This window comes from Pseudoalteromonas sp. SG45-5 (assembly GCF_014164085.1).
GTDB classification, from domain to species: domain Bacteria; phylum Pseudomonadota; class Gammaproteobacteria; order Enterobacterales; family Alteromonadaceae; genus Pseudoalteromonas; species Pseudoalteromonas aliena.
Genome location: NZ_JACJEM010000030.1, coordinates 29,071 through 54,315 on the forward strand (window position 1 = coordinate 29,071; position 25,245 = coordinate 54,315).

At 39.0% G+C, this 25,245-nt stretch carries 25 protein-coding genes; 16 read left to right on the top strand and 9 right to left on the bottom strand.

What is annotated here, in order from left to right:
• The first annotated feature begins 36 nt into the window (after window positions 1-36).
• The 5 genes from H5119_RS11245 (at window position 37) to folX (ending at window position 3,365) form a co-directional block, all read left to right on the top strand.
• The gene (locus H5119_RS11245; RefSeq protein WP_182702292.1) at window positions 37-666 is read left to right on the top strand and encodes a YceH family protein; all 630 of its coding nucleotides are present in this window, start codon (window positions 37-39) and stop codon (window positions 664-666) included.
• A gap of 67 nt (window positions 667-733) precedes the next feature.
• Complete coding sequence (gene nadE, locus H5119_RS11250; RefSeq protein ID WP_138584197.1) at window positions 734-1,564, top strand: ammonia-dependent NAD(+) synthetase; 831 nt, start codon at window positions 734-736, stop codon at window positions 1,562-1,564.
• 141 nt (window positions 1,565-1,705) lie between these two features.
• Window positions 1,706-2,425 carry a dihydromonapterin reductase gene (gene folM / locus H5119_RS11255; RefSeq protein ID WP_182702293.1) on the top strand — a complete coding sequence of 240 codons (720 nt, stop codon included), beginning with the start codon at window positions 1,706-1,708 and terminating at the stop codon, window positions 2,423-2,425.
• 25 nt (window positions 2,426-2,450) lie between these two features.
• Window positions 2,451-3,005: a GTP cyclohydrolase I FolE gene (folE, locus tag H5119_RS11260; protein WP_007377310.1), complete on the top strand. Its 555-nt coding sequence runs from the start codon at window positions 2,451-2,453 to the stop codon at window positions 3,003-3,005.
• A 3-nt stretch (window positions 3,006-3,008) separates the two neighbouring features.
• Window positions 3,009-3,365 (top strand): dihydroneopterin triphosphate 2'-epimerase, encoded by a 357-nt coding sequence (folX, locus tag H5119_RS11265; protein ID WP_077536589.1) that lies wholly within the window; start codon window positions 3,009-3,011, stop codon window positions 3,363-3,365.
• 9 nt (window positions 3,366-3,374) lie between these two features.
• Here the strand turns inward: folX and H5119_RS11270 are convergent, their stop codons facing one another.
• Both H5119_RS11270 and H5119_RS11275 read right to left on the bottom strand, forming a co-directional pair.
• On the bottom strand, window positions 3,375-3,809 hold the full coding sequence (locus tag H5119_RS11270; protein WP_182702294.1) for a YqaA family protein: 435 nt from the start codon (window positions 3,807-3,809) through the stop codon (window positions 3,375-3,377).
• Between the two features lie 228 nt (window positions 3,810-4,037).
• Window positions 4,038-4,403, bottom strand: a complete 366-nt coding sequence (locus H5119_RS11275) for a DUF4870 domain-containing protein (protein ID WP_182702295.1) — start codon at window positions 4,401-4,403, stop codon at window positions 4,038-4,040.
• A gap of 185 nt (window positions 4,404-4,588) precedes the next feature.
• Between H5119_RS11275 and H5119_RS11280 the strand changes: the two genes are divergently transcribed.
• The 4 genes from H5119_RS11280 (at window position 4,589) to H5119_RS11295 (ending at window position 8,340) form a co-directional block, all read left to right on the top strand.
• Window positions 4,589-5,290: a spondin domain-containing protein gene (locus H5119_RS11280; RefSeq protein WP_182702296.1), complete on the top strand. Its 702-nt coding sequence runs from the start codon at window positions 4,589-4,591 to the stop codon at window positions 5,288-5,290.
• Window positions 5,291-5,300: 10 nt separating this feature from the next.
• Window positions 5,301-6,026: a spondin domain-containing protein gene (locus H5119_RS11285; protein ID WP_182702297.1), complete on the top strand. Its 726-nt coding sequence runs from the start codon at window positions 5,301-5,303 to the stop codon at window positions 6,024-6,026.
• A gap of 90 nt (window positions 6,027-6,116) precedes the next feature.
• Window positions 6,117-6,842, top strand: coding sequence for a response regulator transcription factor (locus H5119_RS11290; protein ID WP_182702298.1), 726 nt, complete (start codon window positions 6,117-6,119; stop codon window positions 6,840-6,842).
• Window positions 6,843-6,852: 10 nt separating this feature from the next.
• Window positions 6,853-8,340, top strand: coding sequence for a cell wall metabolism sensor histidine kinase WalK (locus H5119_RS11295; protein WP_138584875.1), 1,488 nt, complete (start codon window positions 6,853-6,855; stop codon window positions 8,338-8,340).
• Window positions 8,341-8,383: 43 nt separating this feature from the next.
• Here the strand turns inward: H5119_RS11295 and H5119_RS11300 are convergent, their stop codons facing one another.
• A complete protein-coding gene (locus H5119_RS11300) occupies window positions 8,384-10,558 on the bottom strand; it encodes a S9 family peptidase (RefSeq protein WP_182702299.1) in 2,175 nt (724 codons plus the stop codon).
• A 134-nt stretch (window positions 10,559-10,692) separates the two neighbouring features.
• On the bottom strand, window positions 10,693-14,157 hold the full coding sequence (locus tag H5119_RS11305; RefSeq protein ID WP_182702300.1) for a S8 family serine peptidase: 3,465 nt from the start codon (window positions 14,155-14,157) through the stop codon (window positions 10,693-10,695).
• Between the two features lie 225 nt (window positions 14,158-14,382).
• Here H5119_RS11305 and H5119_RS11310 point away from each other — a divergent pair, with 225 nt between their 5' ends.
• The gene (locus H5119_RS11310) at window positions 14,383-14,853 is read left to right on the top strand and encodes a DUF2721 domain-containing protein (RefSeq protein ID WP_182702301.1); all 471 of its coding nucleotides are present in this window, start codon (window positions 14,383-14,385) and stop codon (window positions 14,851-14,853) included.
• Window positions 14,854-14,904: 51 nt separating this feature from the next.
• On the opposite strand, the gene H5119_RS11315 is transcribed toward H5119_RS11310, so the two are convergent.
• Together H5119_RS11315 and H5119_RS11320 are read right to left on the bottom strand one after the other, a co-directional pair.
• The gene (locus H5119_RS11315; protein WP_182702302.1) at window positions 14,905-15,438 is read right to left on the bottom strand and encodes a S8 family serine peptidase; all 534 of its coding nucleotides are present in this window, start codon (window positions 15,436-15,438) and stop codon (window positions 14,905-14,907) included.
• Window positions 15,439-15,448: 10 nt separating this feature from the next.
• Window positions 15,449-17,782 (bottom strand): S8 family serine peptidase, encoded by a 2,334-nt coding sequence (locus H5119_RS11320; protein WP_182702303.1) that lies wholly within the window; start codon window positions 17,780-17,782, stop codon window positions 15,449-15,451.
• A gap of 221 nt (window positions 17,783-18,003) precedes the next feature.
• Between H5119_RS11320 and H5119_RS11325 the strand changes: the two genes are divergently transcribed.
• Window positions 18,004-18,450 (top strand): cytochrome c, encoded by a 447-nt coding sequence (locus H5119_RS11325; RefSeq protein ID WP_182702304.1) that lies wholly within the window; start codon window positions 18,004-18,006, stop codon window positions 18,448-18,450.
• Window positions 18,451-18,536: 86 nt separating this feature from the next.
• Here the strand turns inward: H5119_RS11325 and H5119_RS11330 are convergent, their stop codons facing one another.
• Complete coding sequence (locus H5119_RS11330) at window positions 18,537-19,193, bottom strand: cytochrome b/b6 domain-containing protein (protein WP_182702305.1); 657 nt, start codon at window positions 19,191-19,193, stop codon at window positions 18,537-18,539.
• Between the two features lie 107 nt (window positions 19,194-19,300).
• Here H5119_RS11330 and H5119_RS11335 point away from each other — a divergent pair, with 107 nt between their 5' ends.
• The 3 genes from H5119_RS11335 to H5119_RS11345 all read left to right on the top strand — a co-directional run bounded on the left by H5119_RS11335 (window position 19,301) and on the right by H5119_RS11345 (window position 20,938).
• Window positions 19,301-20,005 (top strand): AzlC family ABC transporter permease, encoded by a 705-nt coding sequence (locus H5119_RS11335; RefSeq protein WP_182702306.1) that lies wholly within the window; start codon window positions 19,301-19,303, stop codon window positions 20,003-20,005.
• Window positions 20,002-20,301: an AzlD domain-containing protein gene (locus tag H5119_RS11340; protein WP_077536576.1), complete on the top strand. Its 300-nt coding sequence runs from the start codon at window positions 20,002-20,004 to the stop codon at window positions 20,299-20,301. Before H5119_RS11335 ends, H5119_RS11340 begins: the two co-directional genes overlap by 4 nt.
• Before the next feature lie 139 nt (window positions 20,302-20,440).
• Window positions 20,441-20,938 carry a glutathione peroxidase gene (locus H5119_RS11345; RefSeq protein ID WP_182702307.1) on the top strand — a complete coding sequence of 166 codons (498 nt, stop codon included), beginning with the start codon at window positions 20,441-20,443 and terminating at the stop codon, window positions 20,936-20,938.
• Window positions 20,939-21,055: 117 nt separating this feature from the next.
• Here the strand turns inward: H5119_RS11345 and H5119_RS11350 are convergent, their stop codons facing one another.
• Window positions 21,056-21,241 carry a PA3496 family putative envelope integrity protein gene (locus tag H5119_RS11350; RefSeq protein ID WP_007579801.1) on the bottom strand — a complete coding sequence of 62 codons (186 nt, stop codon included), beginning with the start codon at window positions 21,239-21,241 and terminating at the stop codon, window positions 21,056-21,058.
• Between the two features lie 387 nt (window positions 21,242-21,628).
• On the opposite strand from H5119_RS11350, the gene H5119_RS11355 reads away from it, so the two are divergent.
• Window positions 21,629-22,420, top strand: a complete 792-nt coding sequence (locus tag H5119_RS11355) for a YggN family protein (RefSeq protein ID WP_077536574.1) — start codon at window positions 21,629-21,631, stop codon at window positions 22,418-22,420.
• A gap of 76 nt (window positions 22,421-22,496) precedes the next feature.
• On the opposite strand, the gene H5119_RS11360 is transcribed toward H5119_RS11355, so the two are convergent.
• On the bottom strand, window positions 22,497-23,939 hold the full coding sequence (locus tag H5119_RS11360) for a PLP-dependent aminotransferase family protein (protein WP_182702308.1): 1,443 nt from the start codon (window positions 23,937-23,939) through the stop codon (window positions 22,497-22,499).
• Between the two features lie 102 nt (window positions 23,940-24,041).
• On the opposite strand from H5119_RS11360, the gene H5119_RS11365 reads away from it, so the two are divergent.
• The gene (locus H5119_RS11365) at window positions 24,042-24,971 is read left to right on the top strand and encodes a DMT family transporter (protein ID WP_182702309.1); all 930 of its coding nucleotides are present in this window, start codon (window positions 24,042-24,044) and stop codon (window positions 24,969-24,971) included.
• Window positions 24,972-25,245: the final 274 nt, after the last annotated feature.

A 25,245-nucleotide genomic window follows, 5' to 3' on the forward strand; every position in this document is an offset into this window, starting at 1 on the left:
AAGCTAATAAAATACGTCATTCATTTAAGATTATTTATGCAGTTATCAGCAAATCAACAACGTATTATTGGTTGTTTATTAGAGAAACAAAGTACAACACCAGAGCATTATCCACTGTCTTTAAATGGGCTAACGAATGCGTGTAATCAAAAATCTAATCGCGATCCTGTTTTAAACCTTACAGAAAATGATGTACAAAATGCACTCGACGAACTAATTGAAATGCGCTTGGTTACAATAGATGAAGGGCTTTCTGGTCGCGTAAATAAATACGACCACCGTTTTTGTAATACCGAGTTTAGTAATCTGCAATTTTCTGAGCAACAACGTGCGATAATTTGTTTATTACTTTTACGTGGTGCACAGACCCCTGGGGAGTTAAGAACCCGCAGCAATAGACTCGCCGATTTTAGTAACGTAAACGAAGTAGAAAACGCGTTAAATGAACTTATAAAAAATGATTACGTAAATAAACTAGACCGTGAGCCTGGTAAACGTGATAGTCGTTACGTACATTTATTTGATGATCAAGCATCGAACTTAACAACTAATGAGACAATACGAAAAGTTGATACGCTTAAAAATAATGAATTAGACGAGCTGCTTGCAGAAATAGACGAATTAAAAGCGGAGCTTCGCCAAATAAAAGATCATTTAGGGCTTTAACTAAAATACGCTAAGTCACATAATAAATTTATTGCGTATAAACTGATTTAACAATAAGGAGCTGGCAATGCGCGCCGAAATTATGGCTGAAATGAAGGTTCAGCCAACGATTGATGTAAATGCTGAAATAACTCGTCGAGTAGGTTTTATTAAAACACGTTTAGTAGCAGCTTATTCGCGATCGTTAGTACTTGGGATTAGCGGCGGTGTTGACTCATCAACCTGTGGCCGTTTATGCCAATTAGCCGTAAACGAACTGAATAAAGAACAAAACACTCACAAGTACCAATTTATAGCAGTACGCCTACCTTATGGCGTACAAGCCGATGAAGACGAAGCGCAAATGGCGGTTGATTTTATTCAACCAAGCAAACGTATGACGGTAAATGTTCAGCCAGCAGCCGATGCTCTTCATGAGCAAGCTATAGCGGCTGTAATTGGCTGTGGTGAAACACTACCCGATCAAGCGCAAATCGACTTTATTAAAGGTAATGTTAAAGCACGCCAACGTATGGTTGCTCAGTACGAAATTGCAGGTTTTTGCCAAGGCTTAGTCGTAGGTACTGATCACAGTGCTGAAAACATTACTGGTTTTTATACAAAATTTGGTGACGGTGCATGCGATTTAGCGCCGCTTTTTGGTTTATCTAAACGTCAGGTGCGTGCACTTGCAACAGCATTGGGTGCACCTGATTTGCTAGTTAATAAAGTCCCAACTGCTGATTTAGAAAGTGATCGCCCTGGACTTACAGATGAAGAAGCTCTTGGTTTAAGCTATGAGCAAATTGATGACTTTTTAGAAGGTAAATCAATATCTGAAGATGTTGAAGAAAAACTTGTTAGCATCTATCAGCGAACGCAACATAAACGTCAACCGATTCCGACAATTTACGATTAATGTTCAACTAATAAAATAAAGCAATTAGCGCTCGGTGCGATTAATTGCTTTTTTGATCGACAGATCAAGAGACTGCGTATATTTTATTAAATTAACACGCTAATATTTATTAATTACCCGCCAAAGAGAACACTGCATTATATGACATCGCCCATTTTAATTACCGGCGCAGGCCAACGTATTGGTTTAGCGCTAGCTCAGCATTATATAGCCCAAGGAAAAGACGTTATAATTACATACCGTACTCGCCATGATGCGGTTGATAAACTCGAGCAGCAAGGTGTGGTGTGTATTTATGCTGACTTTAGTACCGATGCAGGAATTAATACATTTATAGAGACGCTTAATACATGCACGCGGTCATTACGCGCAATTGTGCATAATGCATCAAGCTGGGATTGTGAGGCGAATAATCCTGACTACGCCGCACTGTTTGACAACATGATGCGTATACACGCTAAAACACCGTATTTAATTAATATGATGTGCGCAGAACTTCTTTTAGCGCACCAAAAGGTAACGGAGACTCCGGCCGATATTATTCACCTTACTGACTACGTAGTTGAAACAGGCAGCCCTAAGCATTTAGCTTACGCGGCAAGTAAAGCAGCTCTTGAAAACCTAACTAAATCGTTCAGCGCTAAATATGCGCCAAATATAAAAGTAAACTCGGTGGCTCCCTCACTCATTATTTTTAATGAGCATGACGATGAGCAATACCGCGCAAAAACCCTAAAAAAATCATTAATGGGCATTGAACCAGGATGCCAAGAAATTATCAATAGCATTGATTTACTACTGCAAAGCCATTACATCACCGGGCGCTCTTTGCCTATTGATGGTGGTCGTCACTTAAAGTAAATAAGCTAAATAAAATGAGATATTTATGCATAATGAATTAAAAGAAAGTTACCAAAAAATAATCACCGCAGTAGGCGAAGACGCTAACCGCGAAGGTTTACTTGATACGCCAAAGCGCGCAGCAAAAGCAATGGAGTATTTAACCCAAGGATATCGCCAAACGCTTGATGAGATAACCAATAAAGCAGTGTTTACGTCTGATGCTGACGATATGGTTTTAGTGCAAGATATAGAGCTGTACTCTATGTGTGAGCATCATTTGCTGCCTTTTATTGGCCGTTGCCATATTGCTTACATCCCAAACGGTAAAGTGTTAGGTTTATCTAAGTTTGCCCGTATTGTTGATATGTTTTCACGCCGTTTTCAAATCCAAGAACAACTAACGCATCAAATCGCTAAAGCAGTTGAAGAAGTTACTGGCGCTAAAGGTGTCGGTGTTATTGTTGAAGCAAAGCACATGTGTATGATGATGCGTGGTGTAGAAAAACAAAATTCAAGTATGCGAACGTCAGTAATGCTAGGTAACTTTAGAAGTGATCCTAAAACGCGTAACGAATTTTTGCAGCTTATAAAGGGTTAACCTATGGCTAATGCAATTATTAACGTTACTAATTTACGCCTACGTACTTTTATCGGCTTTAATCAAGAAGAACGTGAAAAAAAGCAAGACGTAGTGATAAACTTAGAGATCCACTACCCTGCAGATGATGCCTGTAAAAACGATGAAGTAGAGCAAGCACTTAATTATAAAGTGATCACAAAAGAAGTGATTAGTTTAGTAGAGCAAGGGCACTTTTTATTGCTGGAAAAATTAGTTGCCGAAATTCTTGCTGTTTGCCATACCCACCCAAGTGTTCATTACGCAAAAGCCCGTGTTGATAAACCACATGCATTGCGTTTTGCTGATTCAGTATCGCTTACGCTTGATTGGGCGAAGTAACTTTTGTATCTAAATGAGTTTTTCGAATCCAACGGCAAGGGCGATAACCGCTAAATAGCGCGCGCCTTTGCCTAGTGTTACTAATAATAAAAAAAGACTAAATCGTACTTTAAATATGCCTCCGATCACCGTTAGCGGATCTCCTACAATCGGTAACCAAGCAAATAATAAACTATAGACACCGTATTTATTAAATTGCTTTTGTGCGCTTTCAAGGCCACTTTCAGACACCGGAAACCACTTTTTATCTTTAAATCGCAGTACCTGCGTACCCAACCAATAATTAACGCAACTCCCGAGTACATTGCCAAATGTTGCTACGCACCACATAAGCCATAAATCAACTTCACCTTGAGTAACCATCCCCACCATGATCACCTCAGAAGAGCTGGGCAGCAGTGTGGCAGAGATAAACGCACTAATAAATAACGTGAGATACAGCATAATGCCCTTATGGCTAAACGTATAAACCCAGCCTATGGCTGGGTTTATAATACCAATTTTGTTAAAAACATGATCATTCTAGCGTATTAAATAACTCACTAACGACGTTAAAAGTTATTTATATAGAACAACTATGTATCATAATTTTAGCCTTGTTATTGAGCTATTTTCTTATCGCTATAATAGATCACTAATTTAATGCAATTGGTATAAAAATAAACTGTGTGTTTATTTTATCAAATTTAAACTAAACGGGTAGTTAAACTCTTTACCTTCGTTGGCTTTAATACTTGCCATTACAACCATTACAAACCCAAAAATTGCCACTAAAGGCAGCAATATTAAACCTATCACCGCAAATATTAGTACAAAACAAACAAGGTAAGCAATTGCCATAGTTATCTGAAAGTTAAGTGCTTTTTTGCCATGTACGTCAACAATAGGCATTTCATCTTTTTTAATTAACCAAACAATTAATGGCCCAATTATTGAGCCAAACGGCACAATAAACCCTGCTAATGCACTTAAATGACATAGCATAGCCCATGTACGGTCATCTTTATTAACTGGTTTAACCTCTTGATTTTCTTCCACAACACGCTCCTTTTTGTTTTATGTATGTTGCCTCTTAATTAAACAAATGTCCACTAATCAACCAACGTATTTATCTTTAAAAATCACAGCGTGAAGTCTTGTGATAAAAAAGTGATAAGTTTGTGAGAGTTTCTTGAGACGGTTATTCAATACTTAGCTCGAATCATCACTTACAGGAAATAATAATGAAAGCTTCAACATTAACAATTGCAACTCTTTTAGCGGCAGCTAGCCAATCGACTATGGCCGCAGAGTTAGACTTAAAAGTCATGAACTTAACCCAAGGTATACACTTTACACCCGTACTTATAACCGCTCACGATAGTGAAGATAAGCTTTTTGAAGTTGCAACAGAGGCCTCTACCGCATTGCAAATTATGGCAGAAGGCGGAAACATAGCTCAATTAGTTGCACAAGCAACCGCTGCGGGAAGCGATATGGCAGCAAATCCAGCTGAAGGCCTACTTGCCCCAACCGCGTCAGCAATGACAACACTTACTACAGCTGATGGTAATGAGTATTTATCTTTAGCTGCAATGATGCTGCCAACTAATGATGGCTTCGTTGGCCTAGATAGCTGGAAAATACCAACTGAAGCTGGCACATATACTGTTTATTTAAACGCATATGACGCAGGCACAGAACAAAATAATGAACTTGTAGTAGATGGCTCTGGCGCACCTGGCACGCCTGGTATTCCGGCAGCACCAGGTGGCAATGCAGGCACTGGTGGCGCGGGTTTAACAAGTACTGATAGCAATATTAACATTCATATTCACCCTGGTAATTTGGGAGATGACGATCTAGCTGCTGGCAAAAGTGATTTAAGTAACACCGTGCATAGATGGTTAAACCCTGTAGCAAAACTAACCGTTACGGTTAAGTAGGAGCGCTATTATGTCATCTTTTCGAAATATCAAAAAAAGCGCCGTAGTACTCGCGTTTGTATCGACTCTTTCAGCGTGTGGTGATAACGATAACAATACGCCTGAACAAGTCGTTACACCAACGCCAACTCCGACTCCTGTTAGCTATACATTTAGTGTTACCGTAAGTAACTTAACTGCTGGTCAGCCTTTCTCGCCCATTGCTGTAGTTGCACATCATGACGGTACACTATGGCAAATTGGTAGTCCTGCATCAGTTGCACTAGAAACAATGGCTGAAGGTGGTGATAACAGCCAACTTCTAGCATTTGAAAAAGGTATTGCCAATGCATCAAGCGAAGGCCCTGTTGGGCCTGGCGCAAACACGACAGTCACAATCACTACCGACACAGTAGAAGTACTCAAATTATCGCTTGCCACGATGATGGTGAATACAAATGATGGGTTTACCGGTCTTAGTGCTATAGATGTATCTGCATTAGCTGTTGGTGATTCAATTATGCGCACCACGGTTGCTTATGATGCTGGTACAGAAGCAAATACAGAAGCAGCTGGTACATTACCGGGTCCTGTAGATAATGGCGAAGGCTTTAACGAAGCGCGCAATGATGTTGATTTTGTAGCAAGGCACCCTGGTGTAGTTACCAATGAAGACGGTCTATCAAGTTCAGTACTAAGCCCTGAACACAAGTTTGATAACCCATTGGCAAAAATTGTCATTACCCGAACTCAGTAATCCATATTAACGATATTTAAGCGTTAATTTACCAGCTTGTAATGGGGAAGTAAGGGAGCATGGACGCCCCCCTTTTTACGAGGATAAACTATGCGCTATGAAAAACTACTTATTGTGGAAGACGACAGAGAAATAGGAAAACTAATTACCACCCAGCTAACGTCATTGAACCTACATGTTGACCATGTTGTTAGTGCAGAGCTTGCTTTAAAAAAAATAGCCAAGCATCCCTACGGACTTATTTTACTCGACATAAACTTACCGCAAATGGATGGTTTAAGCTTGTGCCGAAAAATAAAAGAACATTATCCAACTACATCAGTAATTTTACTTACCGCGCTTAGCAGTGATATGGATAGAGTTATTGGCCTTGAAATGGGCGCCGACGACTATATTTGCAAACCCTTTTTTGCCCGTGAATTACAAGCCAGAGTTAAAACTCAGCTACGCCACAGAGCGCAACTACTCGCTAGTCAAAATAATGATAACTTCCCAGTCGATAGTGAGCAAACACTAACTGTGGGTTCTCTGCATATTGAATTTAGCTCACACCAAGTGTATTTAGCCGAACAAGCACTTAATCTCACCGCCACGGAATTTGATTTACTGGTTTATTTTGCGCACCACCCAAATCATGTTTTTAGTCGTCAGCAATTACTTGATAAAGTATGGGGTTATCAGCACAGTGGTTACGAGCACACTGTAAATTCCCACATAAACCGCTTACGCGCCAAATTAGAAGCGCATCAACAAGCGCCGATTATAGAAACTGTTTGGGGTGTTGGTTACAAGCTAAACCCAAGCCAACTTAATTAAGATCTTTATTATGAAACTATCTTTGTATCAAAAATTAGCGGTCTCGTTAGTGGTAATTTTTTGCTTTATTTGCGCACTCGTTTATAGCTGGAGCAAACAGTTAGAACTCACGTCTAAACATCACGCTGAACAAAACCTGCATTTAGCGTTAGCTGAACATTTAGTGCAAGATAATCCACTAATAAAAGAAGGCGTGTACGATTATAAGGCGCTAGAAAACCTCTTTCATACTTTAATGTTATTAGGCCCTGCGTTTGAATTTTATTTTGTAGACGAGACCGGAAAGATTCTTACTTACTCGGCAAAGCCTGGCAAAGTTAAGCGTACTCATATAAATTTGGCTCCACTAAAAAAATTAATCCAAGACCCTAAAGCAGCGCCAATATATGGTGATAATCCACGTAATAAAGAACAACAAAAAATATTTTCCGCCGCGCCTGTTTTTAATAACGATAAATTACAAGGTTACTTATATGTAATTATTGGTGGCGAAGCTTACGATACCTCCTTAAGCACTATAAAAAACAATGACAAACTATGGCTCGCCGCATTATGGCTTGGATCTGCATTAATATTTTTACTCATTGCTATGCTAATCTTATTGCGCTTTTTTACCAATCCAATTCAGCGCTTAGCCCGTGATGTGAGTAATATTGAAGCAGCTAACTACAGCCTTACCGATACAAAGCTCAGTCACTTCTCAACGCAGAAAAGTAATGAAGTACACAGCTTAGGTCGCAGTATCCAAGCCATGCTTACCCGTATTAATGAGCAGTTTAAAGCACTAGAACAGGGCGATAAACAACGCAAAGAGCTATTAACTCATTTATCACACGACTTACGTACACCACTTGCATCACTGCAAGGATTTTTAGAAGTATTAAACCAATCAGGCGACCAATTAAGCCAAAAGGAGCAACAAGAGTACTTACACGTCTCGCTTAATAATTGTGGACAATTAAAGCTATTAATAGAGCAAATATTTGAACTTTCTCACTTAGAAAATGGTGAAATAAATATCAACAAAGAAACCTTTAATTTAGGCGAACTCATTTATGATTGTATTGCAAAATTTAGTTTAGCCGTTGATAAAAAAGGTATTAGTTTATCGGTAGAGCCCGCAATTTGTGATTTCCCGGTTATAGCAGACATAGCAAAACTAGAGCGTGTATTAAGTAATTTAATCGATAACGCTATTAGGCATACACCTCGTGGCGGCAGTATTGCAGTCCATGTAAAACGCAGCGATGACAATCAATTACTTGTACATGTATCAGACACAGGCGTAGGCATAAAAGAAGATGAGCTGAATGCTATTTTTGACCCGCACTATCAGGCAAGTAACTCAAATAAAGAGGGGCGTCAGCAAGGTGGTTTAGGATTGGCTATTTGTAGAGGGTTATTAAAATTAATGGATAGCGAAATTAACGTACAAAGTGAGATAGGTAAAGGCACTATGTTTAGTTTTAACTTGCCACAAAAAAAGGTGCTTCCTTAAAAAGCACCTTATTAAGTTAAATCTATTTAAATATAAAGATTAACTACTTTTTAATACCCGCTAAATCAAGCATAAATGCATAATTTAGCGCGGTATCTTCTAAGCGTTTGAAGCGACCCGATGCACCACCGTGCCCTGCTTCCATATCTATTTTAAACAGTAACTTATTATCATCCGTTTTGTAGTCACGCAGCTTAGCAACCCATTTTGCAGGCTCAAAGTATTGCACTTGTGAATCGTGCAAGCCTGTCGTTACCAGCATATTAGGATACGCTTGTTTCGATACTTGGTCATATGGCGAGTAAGACAGCATGTAATCGTAATATGCTTTTTCGTTCGGATTACCCCATTCTCCATATTCATTAGTAGTAAGCGGAATGCTCGCATCAAGCATAGTTGTTACTACATCTACAAACGGCACAGCCGCAACCATGCCCTTATAAAGCTCAGGCGCTTGATTTGCTACTGCGCCCATTAACAAGCCACCAGCACTACCACCTAACGCAAATATTTCATCTTTTGCGCCATACTTTTGAGAAACTAATGCTTTAGTTATGTCAACAAAGTCGTTAAACGTATTCTTTTTAGTTAGTAACTTACCATCTTCATACCAAGGACGGCCTAACATTTGTGAGCCGCGAACATGAGCAATAGCAAATACAAAGCCACGGTCTAATAAGCTCAAGCGTGAACTAGAGAACGTTGGATCCATTGTTGCACCGTATGAACCATAACCATATTGCAACAGTGGATTTGTGCCATCTTTTTTAAACGCGTCTTTACGATAAACTAAACTTACTGGTACTTTAATGCCATCGCGTGCGGTTACAAAAATACGCTCTGAGGCATAGTTATCAGCATTAAAGTCACCCAATACAGCTTGTTGTTTAAGTAGTTTTTTATCACCGGTAGCTAAGTTCACATCGTACGATGAAGCCGGCGTCGTCATACTTGTGTAGTAAACACGCAGCGTATCGCTATCTAAATCGTTATTACCATAAGCGCCAATAGTATAAGCACTGTCATTAAAGCTTAATGGAAGCTCTTTGCCTGTTTTCAAATTACGCGCAATTAACTTTGATTGTCCCATTTCACGTTCTTGATAAACTAAGTAGTCATTAAATAAATCAATGCCTTCGAGTTTAATATCATCGCGCGCGGGGATCACACTTTGCCAATTAGCTTTGTCGCCTGCTTTATTAATATCGACTTTCATCAACTGAAAGTTAACAGCATTTAAATTAGTGACAATGTAATAAGCGTTTCCTAATTTCGATATTTCATATTCAAGACCCGCTTCGCGCTCAATTAAACGCTTAGGCATTGCTTTTGTATCATTCGCACTCAATACCGATACACCTGATGCGTCAGTACTGCTATGCCAAATGTAAATTTCTGAGTCGTCTTTACTTTTGCTAATACCCATGTAGTAGCTAGTATCTGTCTCTTCGTAGATTAGCTCGTCATCCGCTTGCGGTGTGCCTAACGTATGACGATAGACTTGGTAGCCTAGCAAAGTTTGTAAGTCTTTTTTAATATAGTAAATCGTTTTATTATCGTTTGCCCACACAACACCACCGTTGGTGCCCTCAAGTGTGTCTTCAAGTAATTTACCGGTTGTTAAATCTTTTATTTTTACACTATAAACACGGCGACTAACAGTGTCTTCCCCATACGCCATTAAATTGCCATTAGGGCTTACATCGAGCCCACTCACAGCATAATAGTCGTGATCTTTAGCCAATTCGTTTACATCTAAAATCACCTGTTGATCAGTGCCGGCAAAATCACTACTACGCAAGTAAGTCGCATACTCGTTATCACCACGGGTTTGCGATGAGTAAAAATAATCACCGGTTTTAACTGGTACTGAGTCGTCATCTTTTTGGATTCGACCTTTTAGCTCTTCAAATAGTGTCGCTTGTAACGTCTTGGTATGTGCAAGCATCGCCTCTGTATACGTATTCTCAGCCTCTAAATAGTTAATGACATCTGGCGCTTTACGTTCGTCATCTCGCAGCCAGTAATAATCATCTATACGCGTATCACCATGAATTGTCATTTCATGTGGTACTTTTTTAGCAATAGGCGCAACAACTTGAGCTACCTGGGTTGCTTTAACGTGTGTATTATTTTTTTGAGTATCTTCAGGGGCTTGATTACAACCACTTAAAATAGCAAGTGATAGTGCAGCAAGTGTAAAGGAAGTGCGCTTCATCAGTTAAAGTCCTTGTTATATTTATTTTATTAAGTAATTAAATATACCTAAAATTAGACTTTGTAGTTACTAAGTTTGTGAAGCAATGTAAAAGGGAGCCGAAGCTCCCTTTATATAACTATCAGATTATAAAATTACTTTTGCTTACGACGACGCGTAAATGCAAAAGGTGCAACCAATAGTGTTAACCAAGCTAGAGAGCCTGAACTTTTCTTTTTCGTAGGCTCTACTACCACTGGAGGCACTACCTTAGTAATACTCACAGTAACCATAGCAGGTTCTGAGGTATTACCTCGAACATCAATTGCAACCACTTGAATTTCAGCTGATGAATCACCTAATAGTAAATCCGAATTTGTTACAACGATTTGCCCCTCAGCATTTACACCAAGTCCTTGATGCGTATTAGACTGTACATAATACTCTGCAATATCTAAATCAAGATCAGATTCTGTAACCGTTAACGCACCAACAACCGTTCCGTTAGCTGCATCTTCAACAACCGTAAACTCACCACCAACGAGTGTCGGTGCTTTAATTTCAGGAAGCTCTAGATCTGAACTTGTCATTACTTTAACAATTCCTAGGCCTGATGTTTGCGATAATACAAATGGGCTACTCGCTTCAACAATCGCTTTTTCACCTGGTTTAATTGATGTAATCGCTTCGCCTGTCGCTAAAGATTTTAGAGCTACAGTTGGAGTGGCACCAAAAATAGTTGAACCTTCAGCACTGTCTGTCTCAGAGAAAACACCTGTTTGGTAAGCAGGGTAACCAACAGAAACTTTCAAGTTCATTTGCTTACCAACTAACGACGAATCAGCATTAAATAGATTTGTACATGCAGAGAATGTAACCGTACTTTCACCCGCTGAATGATACATAGGAGTAGCCCATGCTAAAGAGTCAGTTCCAGCACCATCTGTAGTTCCAATGACTGTACGACTGCGCCCTGGGAATGCTGTACGGCGACCACGGTCGTTATAGTTTTGCATTACTTGGTCGTATACGCCATCGTTATCAGTATCAATCTCAAGTCTGTAACCTGCTTGGAATACATGTGTTAATGGATCACGTAATTGAATTGACGATGTAGCAAAAAGACCTGAATCACAAGAACTATCTGCAAGCACAGAGAAAGTCGTTGCAAGAATATTAAACTCTGCTTCTTCAAGCGTTTTTTCAACACCCATAACTGCAATGTTTTCAGCAAATGGTTTTATTTCTGTTTGTCCGCTGTTCTCTACTACAAGCGCCATTTCATTTTTAACAATTTGAGATGACACACTCAGGGCCGTTGCCGCTTTTGGCATTGCATGGTACACAATATGTAAATCATGATCTGTATCTGTTCTTGCATCATTAAATACTAACGCGCCGTCAAACTCAATTGAAGTTAGTGCTGCACTTCTTGCTGCAATATCTTCAGGACTGAAAGGGTTTTCTAGTTCCCATGCCGGAAGCTTGGTTGGATCAACAGTTAGCACAACATCAAAATTAATTGTTTGACCAGCAGGGATTGTTACAGATGCAGGGAAATCCCAACTAATTGCTGCTGTATCTTCATCTTTTTGGTAACGCGCTTCAGTGCGAAGAGCATACGTTTTAGAATCTGATGAAAAGTTTTTAACCGTTACATTTTTTGTAAACGATTTTGTTTCAGTCATACTCATAAGGCCAAACGAAAGAGCGGCTTGTTTAGTCTTAAACTCAGTATTGTTAACCCATGCCGCAACAGGTAAGTTAACCGCTTTAGTTACATCAACCAAACCAGCACCAATCATACTAATAGGTGCAAGTTCTGAATCAGGATCAGTTGCTAGTGGTTTATTTGTTACATCGAGGTTAGCCGCATTCATTATTGTAGCTTTAATTTCAAATGCATTACGCTCAGGGTGTGCTTCACGAATCATTGCCACAGCACCGGCTGTTATTGGGCCAGAAAAAGATGTGCCATTTACAGGTGCTAGTTTATCTTGTGTGCCCGTTGCTGCAACCATTATACTTGTTCCTGGTGCTGTAATTTCTGGTTTTAGTAAGCCATCCATCGAAGGACCACGAGAAGAGAATGTTGCTACGGCTCCCGCTGTCGTTTTAACTTTTACATCAAGATCAAATGTTGCTTTATTACCCGCAGTTAATTGCGCTTTTAAAGCAGCACCTGCGGCAAAAGTAATACCTACATTTTTGATAGTAACAGCTGCATCACTGCCACCCATAGACGCTGGAGTATCATCATCAACGTTGTTTGCAATCATTACGAATTCAGCACCACGCTTCTGTGCATTCAACACTTTTTTAGTGAAATTACAGGTACCGCGATCAATTAATACTGCTTTGCCTGTAAAATCAACATCAGCTGCAAAATCAATACAACCATCTTGGTTCGTATCAGGGTAAACTAGGTCAATATCAGCGCCTGAAATAGCATAGTCAACCAGAAAACCAAATCCTGAACCTTGGATATTACCTTCGATACCTGCAACTGTTCCTGTCACAATACTTACTATTGTTGCTGGGTGCGTCATAGCCCCAACAGATAATGCGTTTGGCGTTGTACTTGGACCACCGATGCGAAATGGGTTGTCACCATCATTACCTGCAGAGATAACCATATTTACACCTAAATCAACTGCGCGTTGAATTAGGTACTGCGTGCCACCACCTGTGTATGTATCACCAAACTCGCCACCTAATGACATGTTCATAACATCGACACGATCAGAAATATTACCATCGCCATTAGGATCCATAGCAGCTTCTAGCGCAGCTGCTTGTGCTGCACTAGGGCAGCCACCGCCACAGACTGAATAAACATAAATCTCAACATCTGGGGCTATACCATTTACAGAGTGTGAAGACGACGTGCCGTGACTAGTTGGCTCATCTACATCAGGAATAACAACAGCAGGATCATGCTCGATTGGGTCAGCATCGTTACGAATAAAGTCATAACCGCCTTGTACTATACCTTGTGGCCAAGTAACCGTCGCTGGATCTGCTTGCGCTTCGTTATAAGCTTCAACTGTGCCTGGACCACCAAATGCCTTATGGGTGTAATCAATACCTGTATCAAGTACCGCTACACGTTGGCCTTTACCACTTGCAACACCATCGACTATAAGCGGCTTTGCATTAATATACTCTGAAGTAGCTGCCACATGTAAATCGTAATCAAACATTGGTAGCACTTTAGCTACTCGAGAATCTTTCGCTATTTTAGCTAAGGCTTCTGGCGTTGCTTGAACAATAAGTGTCGGCGCTAATATTTTTGTTTTGCCAATTACTTTTGCATCAAAGTCTAAACTATTTAACTCTATAGCCATCACATCTTGAAGCTGTTCAATATTTGCTGTAATTTCACGATGACTTGACTGTTGGTAAGTCCCAGCTACTTGCGCATCTACAGCCGTAGTTGCACGAAGCACTATCATGTGTGCAGAAGGCTCTTTTTTGGCAGAAGCCAAGTCTTTTATTTGTTCAGCTGGCTGAGATAAAATTGTTGCATTTGGCAATGTAGCAGCACTTGTAAGTGTTACCATAAAAGCACTTGATATAGCAGTCGCTATTGCCGTTCTTTTTATTATATTCTTAGACATTATTTTCCCTCAGACACGTTATGTATCATTGTGTTTTGTAATACACTAAATTGTACGTTGAATATAAGTCTTTAAAAGCAAATAAATCAACACTTTAATTACAAAAAATTTACAACCAACAATTGATAGCTACAAAAAAAATATAACGTACTGACTTAAAATAAGTTAATTAAACAATATTTTTGTGAATGATTGTAAACAAAACCAGCTTTTTGTGAGTATTATATGAATAATGAAGTGATTAATATCTTAACGATGGCCAAAGTTATTCAAACAGCTGTAGCCCCCGTCTTCTTAATAACTGGGATAGCGGCGACTTTAGGCGTTTTGTCAAACCGTTTAGCACGCATTACAGATAGAGCTCGACAGCTAGAGCGAAAGCTAAAAGTTAGCACTGATGAGGAGTTTAATATATCACTAGCTACCGAGTTACGTGCACTGTTAAAGCGCTCTCGCTGCATACACATCGCTTTTAGCTTAAGTGTATTAAGCGCGCTGTTGGTATGTGCAGTGGTTATGTTGCTATTTTTATCGCACATACAGTCGGTTAATTTAGGCGTCACTATTGGAAGTTGCTTTGTTGGCGCAATGGCATTACTAATATGTGCATTTGTATCATTACTCGGTGAGGTATTCTTAGCAACGCGCAGTATGCGTCGAGGGATGATTTTCGCTGATATTGATATAAATGATTAATAAAATAAACCTCAGCAAAGAGTACTTAACTGAGGTTTTGACATATAAGAGCTATTGCGCTGTATAAACTGTCTCTAATACCTCTATTTTAGATTCTTTAACTAAGCCTGATATCTTTAGCTGCTCTGATGCAGCTAAAATATCTTGACCATCATTTATAGCTAGAACAGCAATTTGAGTACCTGGGAATACAGAGATTACTTTCAATCCTGTAGCCAAAGCAGCATCATTTGCATCTATACCATCTTTCAAAAGAACTGTAATATTACCTGACAATAAAGTTAGGTTATTAGTAAAAACATTACGTACTAATGTTCCCTTAGTTACAGTGTCAGATGAACCTTCTACGCTTACTACAGCCATTTCACCCTTTTGCATAATGACATGATCTTCTGAAGCTACGCTCGAAGGAACTAAGCGTAAGTTCTTTTCAATTTTATAAGAACCAAAATCCGCTTTATCAAATTTCAATTTAGTAACTGGCTTTTTAGGTAACTGCATATCTTTATCAATATGCAAACTTGCTGTCGCAGCAAACGAAATACACGCAACTGCGCCCAATACGATTAATTGTTTAACTTTCATCTTATAATCCTTACTCTTGACCTGCATGACCGAATGCACGAAGAGATACACCCTCTAAAACACTCAATGCTACGTTGTTAGTAATGCCTGTTGCACTTATATAGTTGTCACCATTACCTGCAAGTGCAAAGCTAGCAGCGCTCGTATCAAGTAAGCGAACTGTCCAAGTACCTTTAGTCGATTCACCGTAAAATGCATTAGACATGATTACTGCATCTTTTAAAATATAGCCTGTATTAAAAGTAAAGTCGCTACTAAGCGCAGGAAGGAATAACGCCTGTTTAGATGAAAGTAATACACTTCTCGTACCAGATGGTGAAGTAACCTCGATAGCTAAATCGCTACCCGCTGAAGTTTGCGTCCCATCATCTAGGCCCATGCCCATTTCTGGATTACTTACATCAAACTTAAATTGCATTGCTTCAATATTCAATTCTTCATTTACAATAATTTTTTGTGTCAAACCTAACGCACTGTTATCAGGAATCTCTAATGCCAAGGCATTATCTGCAACCACGGAACCAACACCGTTCCAAGTTGTTATAACCTGCTCACCTAAGTTGGTGCTATAAGCTTTAGCCATTTTTACAGCTTCACCAGCATCAACACGACCAAAACCATATAAATTGTTAAAGCTATAGCCCGCTGCATTCTCAACCCAACCATCATGGGCAGCAAACTCACCTGCACCTACGGTTAAATTAACAACAGCATTATCTGCATCAATTAGTGTACTTGTTGATGCTAAGATGTGACGCACATCACGCCAAGTAAGCTCTGGGTTAGCTGAAAGAATCAGTGATACTACACCTGAAGCATTTGGGGCCGCTGATGATGTTCCATTGAATGTAGATGTATAATTACAACTTGCATTATCTTCGTGGCCAGGATAATCAAATGGAAATTGACTTGCAGCAAATTTCTCCCCATAGGCACTAATCCACGCAGCAATACCACGACCATTAAAGCCTGAATACCCATTAATGCAAGTCATTTGATCTGTTGTTACCATAGCTGGAGCTATACGCCCCGCTTCACCAGCTGGAGCTGAAACCATTAAATTAGCGCCGGCTGTAGAGTAACTTGTGTGCTTACCATTAGCATTTACTGCGGCAACACTTAGGTAATAAGGGTGACTTTGGCTAGGCTCAAAAGCACCATTATAACAAGTTAACCCTAACTCATTTGCACCATTATCGGCACATAATGTTCCTTCATTCTCATCTCCATTAAATGCGTTACCGCTTGATTTAATATTAAGCGCACCTTTGCCATCACGGAGGTATAAATTCGGATAAGACTCAATAGTTTCGTCTAATTCAGAATAAGCTATAAATGCTGGAAATGTGATACCGTAGCTACGGTTGAATGCGGAAATATTTTCTGTCGTGCTAATACCACTACCAGGGAAACCATGGATCATCAACTCGGTTTGTGGGATTTTATCACCGCCAAGATAATTCATGCCAACTAAGCCAGTATCAGGTGCAACACCACGACCACCTTTCCCATTCCATCCCTTTGCAGCAATCAAACCCGCAACACTCGTACCATGATCTCCACTGTTCGCTGTGCTTGTTGGATCTGTACGATCTAATACAGTCGCATCTAAGTTTAAAGAACGGTTAGGTAACACGTTATCGATTAAATCTTCATGGCGAATCTCCATACCAGAATCGATTACAACAGCTGTTACACCTTCCCCAGTAATACCTTGCGCGTAAGCTGATAAAACGTTCATATCTTCACCAGCAACTAACTCTTTTGCTTCCGATTCTGCAAAGTCGGCATCAAATTTTGCCTTTGCATTTTCTTCAGTAAAGCCAAATCGACTAACAAATAAGTCGATCAATCCTTGCTTCGCCTCATCACTAAGAGAATATGCTTTTTGGCCTGTATTATTCAGGTGCCATTGATGCTTTGCGAGAGGATCTCCGACAACTCCTGAAATATTGATTTTTGCAGAAGCAGTCTTGCCGTTTGCTGTGACTGTGTAGTCAATAGTCGCATCTTCACCAGAAACAGAAACATATGTAAATGATGTACCCTCCACCGTTAATATGCCATGACTAAACTCAAGCACACCATTTTGTGCGGTAATTTCTTGGCCATTCTCGGTAAAGCTAAAAACAAGTGCATCACCATCATTATCACTCGCTTTAAAGTCAGCGGTCATAGGTAGCCACTGTTTTAAATCAGTAACAACAACGTCACTTGCTTTTGGTGCTACATCTGTAACAACAGGTACTTTGCTATTGTTATCACTATCGCTGCCACCGCACCCAGATAATGAAATCACTATCGCTGCAGACAGTGCAGACAATTTAAAAATATTGCTTTTCATAAATGCTCTTTAATTAGTTATTTTTTATGACAACCAAATGTACACAACCCAAGCATCATCATCAACACTGCGTTTACAAACATTCACAATAAAAACATAAGCTTCATCAGTATTTTCATGATTCATTAATCTGTTTTAAGTAATATGTATGCTTTGCCTTGAACTAAAGTGCGAGCTAAGATACAAAGACATTTAAAGAACCTTTAAAGGAGTAGTGTGAAATGAAACAATTATTTATCGGGGCGTTATTATCAACATGTGCATTTAGTGTATCAGCAAATACAGCATTCAAAGAACCAAGCGATGCCATTGAATACCGCCAAGCCGCGTTTTCTATGATTTCGGTTCAAATTAGCGACATGGGTTCAATGTTAAAAGGAAAGATTCCTTTTGATGCAGAGCAATTTAAAAAGCGTGCAAATAATGCAGCTGCATTATCAAAAATGCCATGGGAAGCTTTTTACAAAGGTACCGATAAAGGCGAAACATCTGCACTAGATGCAGTTTGGTCTGAAAACGATACATTTATGAAAAAAGCAACTGCGTTTCAACAGTATGCCGATGAGCTAGCTGTAGCAGCACAATCTGGCGATAAAGCCATTATTGGTAAAGCATTTGGCGCATGGGCAAAAGGCTGTAAAGATTGCCATAAGCAATTTAAAGACTAATTAGTTTTCTTACTAAAACGGCACTAACTTTGTGCCGTTTTTACAAGGGCGCATTGAGATCATAGGTTCAAATTAATAAACGTAATCTAGCTAAACAAATAATTAATAGGCTCCTTTCCCCACGTCATCATTAAGATAAACAACAATATAAAAAATATACCCCATGCTAACCAAGGTGATTTAGTCACAATAGTGTGTGGTTCATCTTCTTTTAAATTTTTTGAACCTGTGATCATCGCTTTTACTAACGGCTTACCTTTTATTCGATAAAAAATAATCGCTAAAACGTGCAAACCAATAGCATAAAGTAATATGTCAAAATTAAGATGATGCAGCCAGTTTGCAAAATCAACCGTATCACTCGACACGTATTCTACAAGCGGCCCATCCGTTAAAATACCATCGCTGCTCATTAATCCAGTAACAAGCTGTGTTATTATCAGCGCAAAAAACACAAGCACCATATAACTGCCTGGCGCAGAATGCCCTATTGTATTTTTAGAGCTTTTAAAGCTATTAAAAACAGCTCTTGGAGAATGTATAAGAGCACTTAGTTTAGCTGTTCTACTACCAATAACTCCCCATATTAAACGTGTTGCAATTAGTGCTAATGTAAAAAAACCAGCTATAAAGTGAAGTTCAATCATGCCCTCTTCAATACTAAAATAAAGCACTGCAATGCTTACAACTAAAAACCAATGAAAGCATCTAATAAATCCATCCCATACTTTTAACGTCGTCATTGTGCCTACCCTCAAAAAAACAGTATTATCTAATTCGTTAACTACTTTAACATCATAATATTAAGGTATCCTTATGAGCCATTCTACAAGCCACGAGAGTAAATGCCATGCAACCAGTTAAAAAAGCTATTTTAAAAGGTTTTTTAGATATGCTGCCACTGTGTTTAGCGGTGATCCCTTGGGGTATTTTATGTGGCTCGTTAGCGATACAAAATGGTTTCACAGCACTCGAAACACAAACTATGTCACTGTTAGTTTTTGCAGGATCAGCTCAACTTGTTGCCATTGAATTAATGGCAGGGAATACCCCGTTACTCACAATTTTATTCACAACATTTATCATTAGCTCTCGGCATTTTTTATACGGTTTAGCTGTGCGCCATAAAGTGATTGACCAACCTATGCGATGGCGCTTACCCGTGAGCTTTGTTTTAACCGATGAGCTCTTTGCATTTTCTCACCACCGAAAAGCGTATAGAACAAAAACACGTTTAATATACGCACTAAGCGCAGGCTTTAGCTTTTATATAGCATGGAACATCTGGACATTAATAGGCATTATTGCGGGCACAATGCTACCCGACTTAACTAATTTAGGGCTCGACTTTGCGATAGCTGCGACATTTATTGCTTTAGTTATTCCTGGCATTAAAAACCTCCCCTCATTAGTAACAGTCATTGTGGCGGGTATTAGCGCGACGCTTTTAAAAAGTACGGGATTTGAGTTATGGCTTGTTTGCTCTGCACTATTAGCAATGACCGCTGGTTACAGCACAGCAAGATTAATTGCTAAAAAGGAAGTTAACGCATGATGACGACTATTTTACTAATGGCATGCATTACATTTTTTACCCGTTATTTGTTTTTGCATCGCGCTTTACCATTTAAGGTAGGCCCTAAAATGCAGCAATTTTTAAGTTTTAGCGCACCTGCTGTGCTTACAGCAATTTGGGTGCCGATCGTGTTTTTAAATGAAGATGGCATAAACTTGAACTGGCAAAATCCTTATCTTAGCGCTGCTATTGTCGCTATTATTGTTGCCTATAAAACACATAATATTTATTACACAACACTTGCCGGTATGGGGTTATTTCTAGTTTTGAACTAGGGCGTGTTGATCTTTGTGGATTGAAATTTGTTCAATCTAGGGGCGATTTAATTGCGGCGCAAGGTTTGTAACCTTTATACTTTATGAAGTACCGTACTAGGGTTAAAATGCTGCCAACAACAATAATAAAGATGTGAATATGCACCAATTTCATCAATTAAGCGCAACAAGCTTACAAGGTAACACTATTAATTTTAATGATTTTGTAGGTAAAGTTGTGCTTATCGTTAATACCGCAAGTGAATGTGGATTTACCTACCAGTATGAGTCATTGCAAGCTTTACATACTAAATATGCCGACCAAGGTTTAATTATTTTAGGATTTCCGTGTAATCAATTTGGTCAACAAGAACCCGGAGATGCTACTCAAATAGAGCAAGGATGTTTGATTAATTATGGGGTCAGTTTTTTAATGGCAGCCAAGGCGGATGTTAATGGTGAGCACGCACACCCTGTATTTCGCTATTTAAAGTCGGCTTTGCCAGGTTTTTTAACACGAAAAATTAAATGGAATTTTACTAAATTCTTAATTGCCGCAGATGGTACACCCATTAAGCGCTACGCACCTTTTACTAAACCAGAAAAACTAGAGCTCACTATTCAAAGAGCATTAACACAAGCTAAAAATACGCTTTAAAAAGTAATAAAGAGGCACTGAGCCTCTTTATTGCCAATACTATTGGCACTTGAACATACGAATAACTGAACATTTAAGCGCCCAATGTTAATTGGTATTTATTTATACTAGCGTGATTTAGTCGGTATAATCGCTTAAATCGTCTTCGCCTAGATTTTTACGCAAGCGCTTTTGCTCAAGGTAGTCTTCCAACTTTTTCTTAACCTTTTGCTTGTTCTTATCATGTTGATTACGTCCGAGCATTTCGTACTCATCTTCAACAAAATCGTCATCTAGCGCATCGTAACTAAATGTCTTACCCACAACCCACTCCATAAAGTGTTTGAGACCAACTAAAGATTTTATTATCGCAATAGTTGATAAAATTAAAATGTTTAACACTAAATTGCGGTGCAAATTAGCATCAAAATAAAGCCATGTGACTATCGTAAATAATCTTCATGTCAGTAATGTGAATAAATAGCGTTAAATTTCGATTGTGGAAAGTGAGAGTTTTTTATCGTATCGATAAATATTGTTTATAGCTTTATATAACTTAGTGAATTTGACTAAAAAATAGTTTTTTTATAATCAAAGTAAACTGGCTTAAAACCAAAATAAACATTAACTATTTGTTTATTAATATAAAAAAATAGTGGCACCAAACTTGTTATAAGTTAATAGTCATCAACAATAAAGTAGAGAATGCACATGAAAAAATTACTATTAGTTAGCGCATTAATTTGTACGCCAGCAGCTATGGCTCATAACGACAACGATTCAACTATTTCGTTTAGCAGTGATCAATGCGATGTAGAATTTAAAAACGACGTGCGTATTAAACCAAATGAATTAGAAATTTTTACCGCCAACAATAAAACCATGCAATTTAATTCCAATGGTGACTTAACTGTAAATGGCCAATTTGTGGCACTTAATGACTCGCAACGTGAAGCACTCACTAAATATTCTGATAGTTTACGCACCCAGTTGCCTGAAGTAGCTAACATCGCGCTTGAAGGCGTTAAAATTGCCGGCGTTGCACTAGAAGAAGTAGGTAATGCATTTAATATTGACGGCCTTGATAATATGTCTGCACTTATGGACGACATTAAAATCGAAGTAGAAAACACTTTTTACCAGCAAGGTACATTTGTGATGGGGCAACAAAGCTTTAACCAATTTGGTGAAAATTTTGAGCAACAGTTTGAAGAACAAATGGAGACGGTAGTCGAATCGGCTGTAATGCAATCTATGGGTAGTATTTTAGTCGCTTTAGGCTCTGAGTTACTTGGTTCAGGCGGCGATATGGATGCTTTTGAGCAACGCATGGAAAATATGGGCGCACAAATAGAAGAAAAAGTAGAGTTACATGCAAACGCACTTGAAAAACGCGCTAATTCTTTATGTGGCAACTTTGCCGATATTGCAAAACAAGAAGAGAAATTAGTAATGCAAGTGCCAGAACTTAAAGGTTACCAGTTATTTAGCTTTAAAAACTAATACAACCTACGTTATTTAACATCCCTTTGGCAGCACTTAAGTTTACTTAAATGCTGCTTTTTTGTGTTCTACAATATTACTTTTTAGCTAGTAAGGTAAGCTTACCCAGCGTAACTATCGCTTGTTCAATTTGCTCATTCCATTGCACACCATAGCTTAATCTGATGCAGCTTTTATATTTATTCGAGGCCGAAAAAATAAGCCCCGGTGTAATACTAATACCCACTTCTAACGCAAGTAAAAATAATTTTTGGCTATCGTACTCGCCCCCTAAATCGAGCCACATAACGCAGCCTCCCTGTGGATCGCTTATACGCGTACTTTGCGGCATGACTTGTTGTAAACACCACCGCATACGCTCTTTGTTGTCGCGCAGGCGTTGCCTAAGTACTTTTAAGTTTCGGTCGTACTCCCCGCTGGCAACAAATTCTGATAGCGTCCATTGATTTATTAATGAAGCAGAGCAGCTTAATGCTCTTTTATATCGCCGTGCTTGTGTTGCAAATTTACCAGCAATCAGCCAACCAACACGATAGCTTGGCGCAGCCGTTTTAGAAAAAGATGAGCAACTGATCACTAATCCTTTTTTGGAGTAAGCTAATGCAGGTGTGCCTCGTTTTGCTGTGAAATATAAATCACCATAAACATCATCTTCTATCAGCACTACATTTTGGCTTTCTAGTAACTCCACCAGCTGCTGCCTGTTTGTATCTGGCATGAAGCTGCCTACAGGATTACTAATCGCAGTCGAAAACAAACAAACTTTAATGTTATGCTCATTTAAAGCATGCTCTAAATCGTTTAACCAAATGCCATTATCTGGACATAATGGTATTTCGAGTGCTTTAAGGCCTAAGCTTTCGATTAACTCTATGATCCCATGATAACAGGGCGTTTCTATGGCCACTATATCACCTGGCTGTGTCACGCACTTTAGCGCGATAGCCATGGCTTCTTGCGCGCCATTGGTGATCACTAGCTCGTCCATATTAACGCCAATACCAAAATCTAAATAGCGATACACCAGCTGTTTTTTCAGCGGTACAAAACCATCTGTTGGCCCATAGTTTATGGCCTTACTGCCAGCAATAGTCATTACTCTGCGCATATTTCTGGCAAGTGCTTTATCAGTTGGCGCAGCTGCAATTGGATTAGCAATGCCAAAAGGTACTACGTTGGCCTGATGAATCGCACTGTAGACCTGCTCTATTAATGCTTGTTTATTTACAACGACTGGTTCGCGACTTAATTTAACCCGTTTAGGTAGGTTGTGCGCCATAGTGACTACTTTCAAAAAGTATCCAGACTTTTCACGCGCCTCTATTAGCCCCTGATCTTCAAGTACTTGGTACGCCTGCTTTACAGTGGGGATACTTATATTTAAGTTATCTGCCATTTTACGTAGCGATGGAAGTTTTTCGCCTGGGAGTAAAACTTGCTGAGCACTCATATCTCTAATCAACTGAATAACTTGCTGATATAAAAACTCGTGCCCTTGGCTATTTTTTTGTCTTATCATCACGCACCAAATCTGTATAGGTTACATTTATACTTTTCTGTTTATGGTAAGTATACAGATAGGTCTTAAAATAGCCACTCAATTGAGCTTTGGAGATCAACCATGAAAAGTGCAGCGCTATACATTACTACCGTTCTAATTTGGGGTTCTACTTGGTTAGCCATTGAGTTTCAGTTAGGTGATATTGCGGTAGAGTTGTCGTTATTTTATCGCTTTGCTATTGCAGCACTTTTAATGTGGTTATATGTAGCGTATAAAAAACCCGCTATGCGTTTTTCATTAGTGGATCATGGTTTTTTCGCTTTATTAGCTATTTGTAACTTTGGCTTAAATTACTTACTGCTGTACTGGGCACAAAATTACCTCTCATCAGCAATGACCTCTATCGCTTTTTCAATGCTACTCGTTATGAACATAGTTAACACTCGATTATTTTTTGGTAAACCAATTTCAAAACGAATTTATACTGGTGCTGTATTAGCTGTTTTAGGCATTACATGCTTATTTTGGCCACAACTACAGCAGTTCGACTTGAGTAACGGTGCGTTGGTCGGGTTACTACTTGCTCTTGGTGGCACCTTTGTGGCTTCATTAGGAAATATGGTAAGCGTGCGCAATTCTCAAAAACAAATTGGTGTATTGCAAGGCAATGCATGGGGCATGTTATATAGCGCTCTTGGATTAGCTTTATATGTATTAATAAATGATGTGCAATTTAGTTTAAATGCACCGACTAGTTACTGGTTATCATTACTTTATTTATCGGTATTTGGCACCGTAATCGCTTTTGGCTGTTACTTTGCCCTACTAAAGAATATCGGCCCTGCAAAAGCCAGCTACGTTATTGTTTTATTTCCGTTGGTTGCTGTCACACTTAGTAGCTTTTTTGAGGGCTTTGAATGGCATGCAAATACATTTGCAGGATTTAGCTTAGTACTACTGGGCAATGCCATTGTACTTACCCCTACAAAACGAATTAATACCTTTTTAGCAAATAGATCAATTGCTAAAGCAGGTTCTGTCCCCAGTTAGACGCGTAATTAACGCAACTAACACAAAAGCGCCTACTTTATAGTAGGCGCTTTTTTATTAACTGATAAAGTGGATATTTCGCATCATCAATTTAGCTAAAACGTATTTAACCTGAACTCTGGTTAAGATATTTACTAATATATTGAATTATAATGATATTTAAATTTATTTTTCTCTAGCCAGAGATTTTCAGTGAAAACAAGGCGAACTTACGCGTCAATAGCTGGCCTATTGCAAGTAAATTCAACGTAGTTAGCGCTGAAAATAGCTGCTC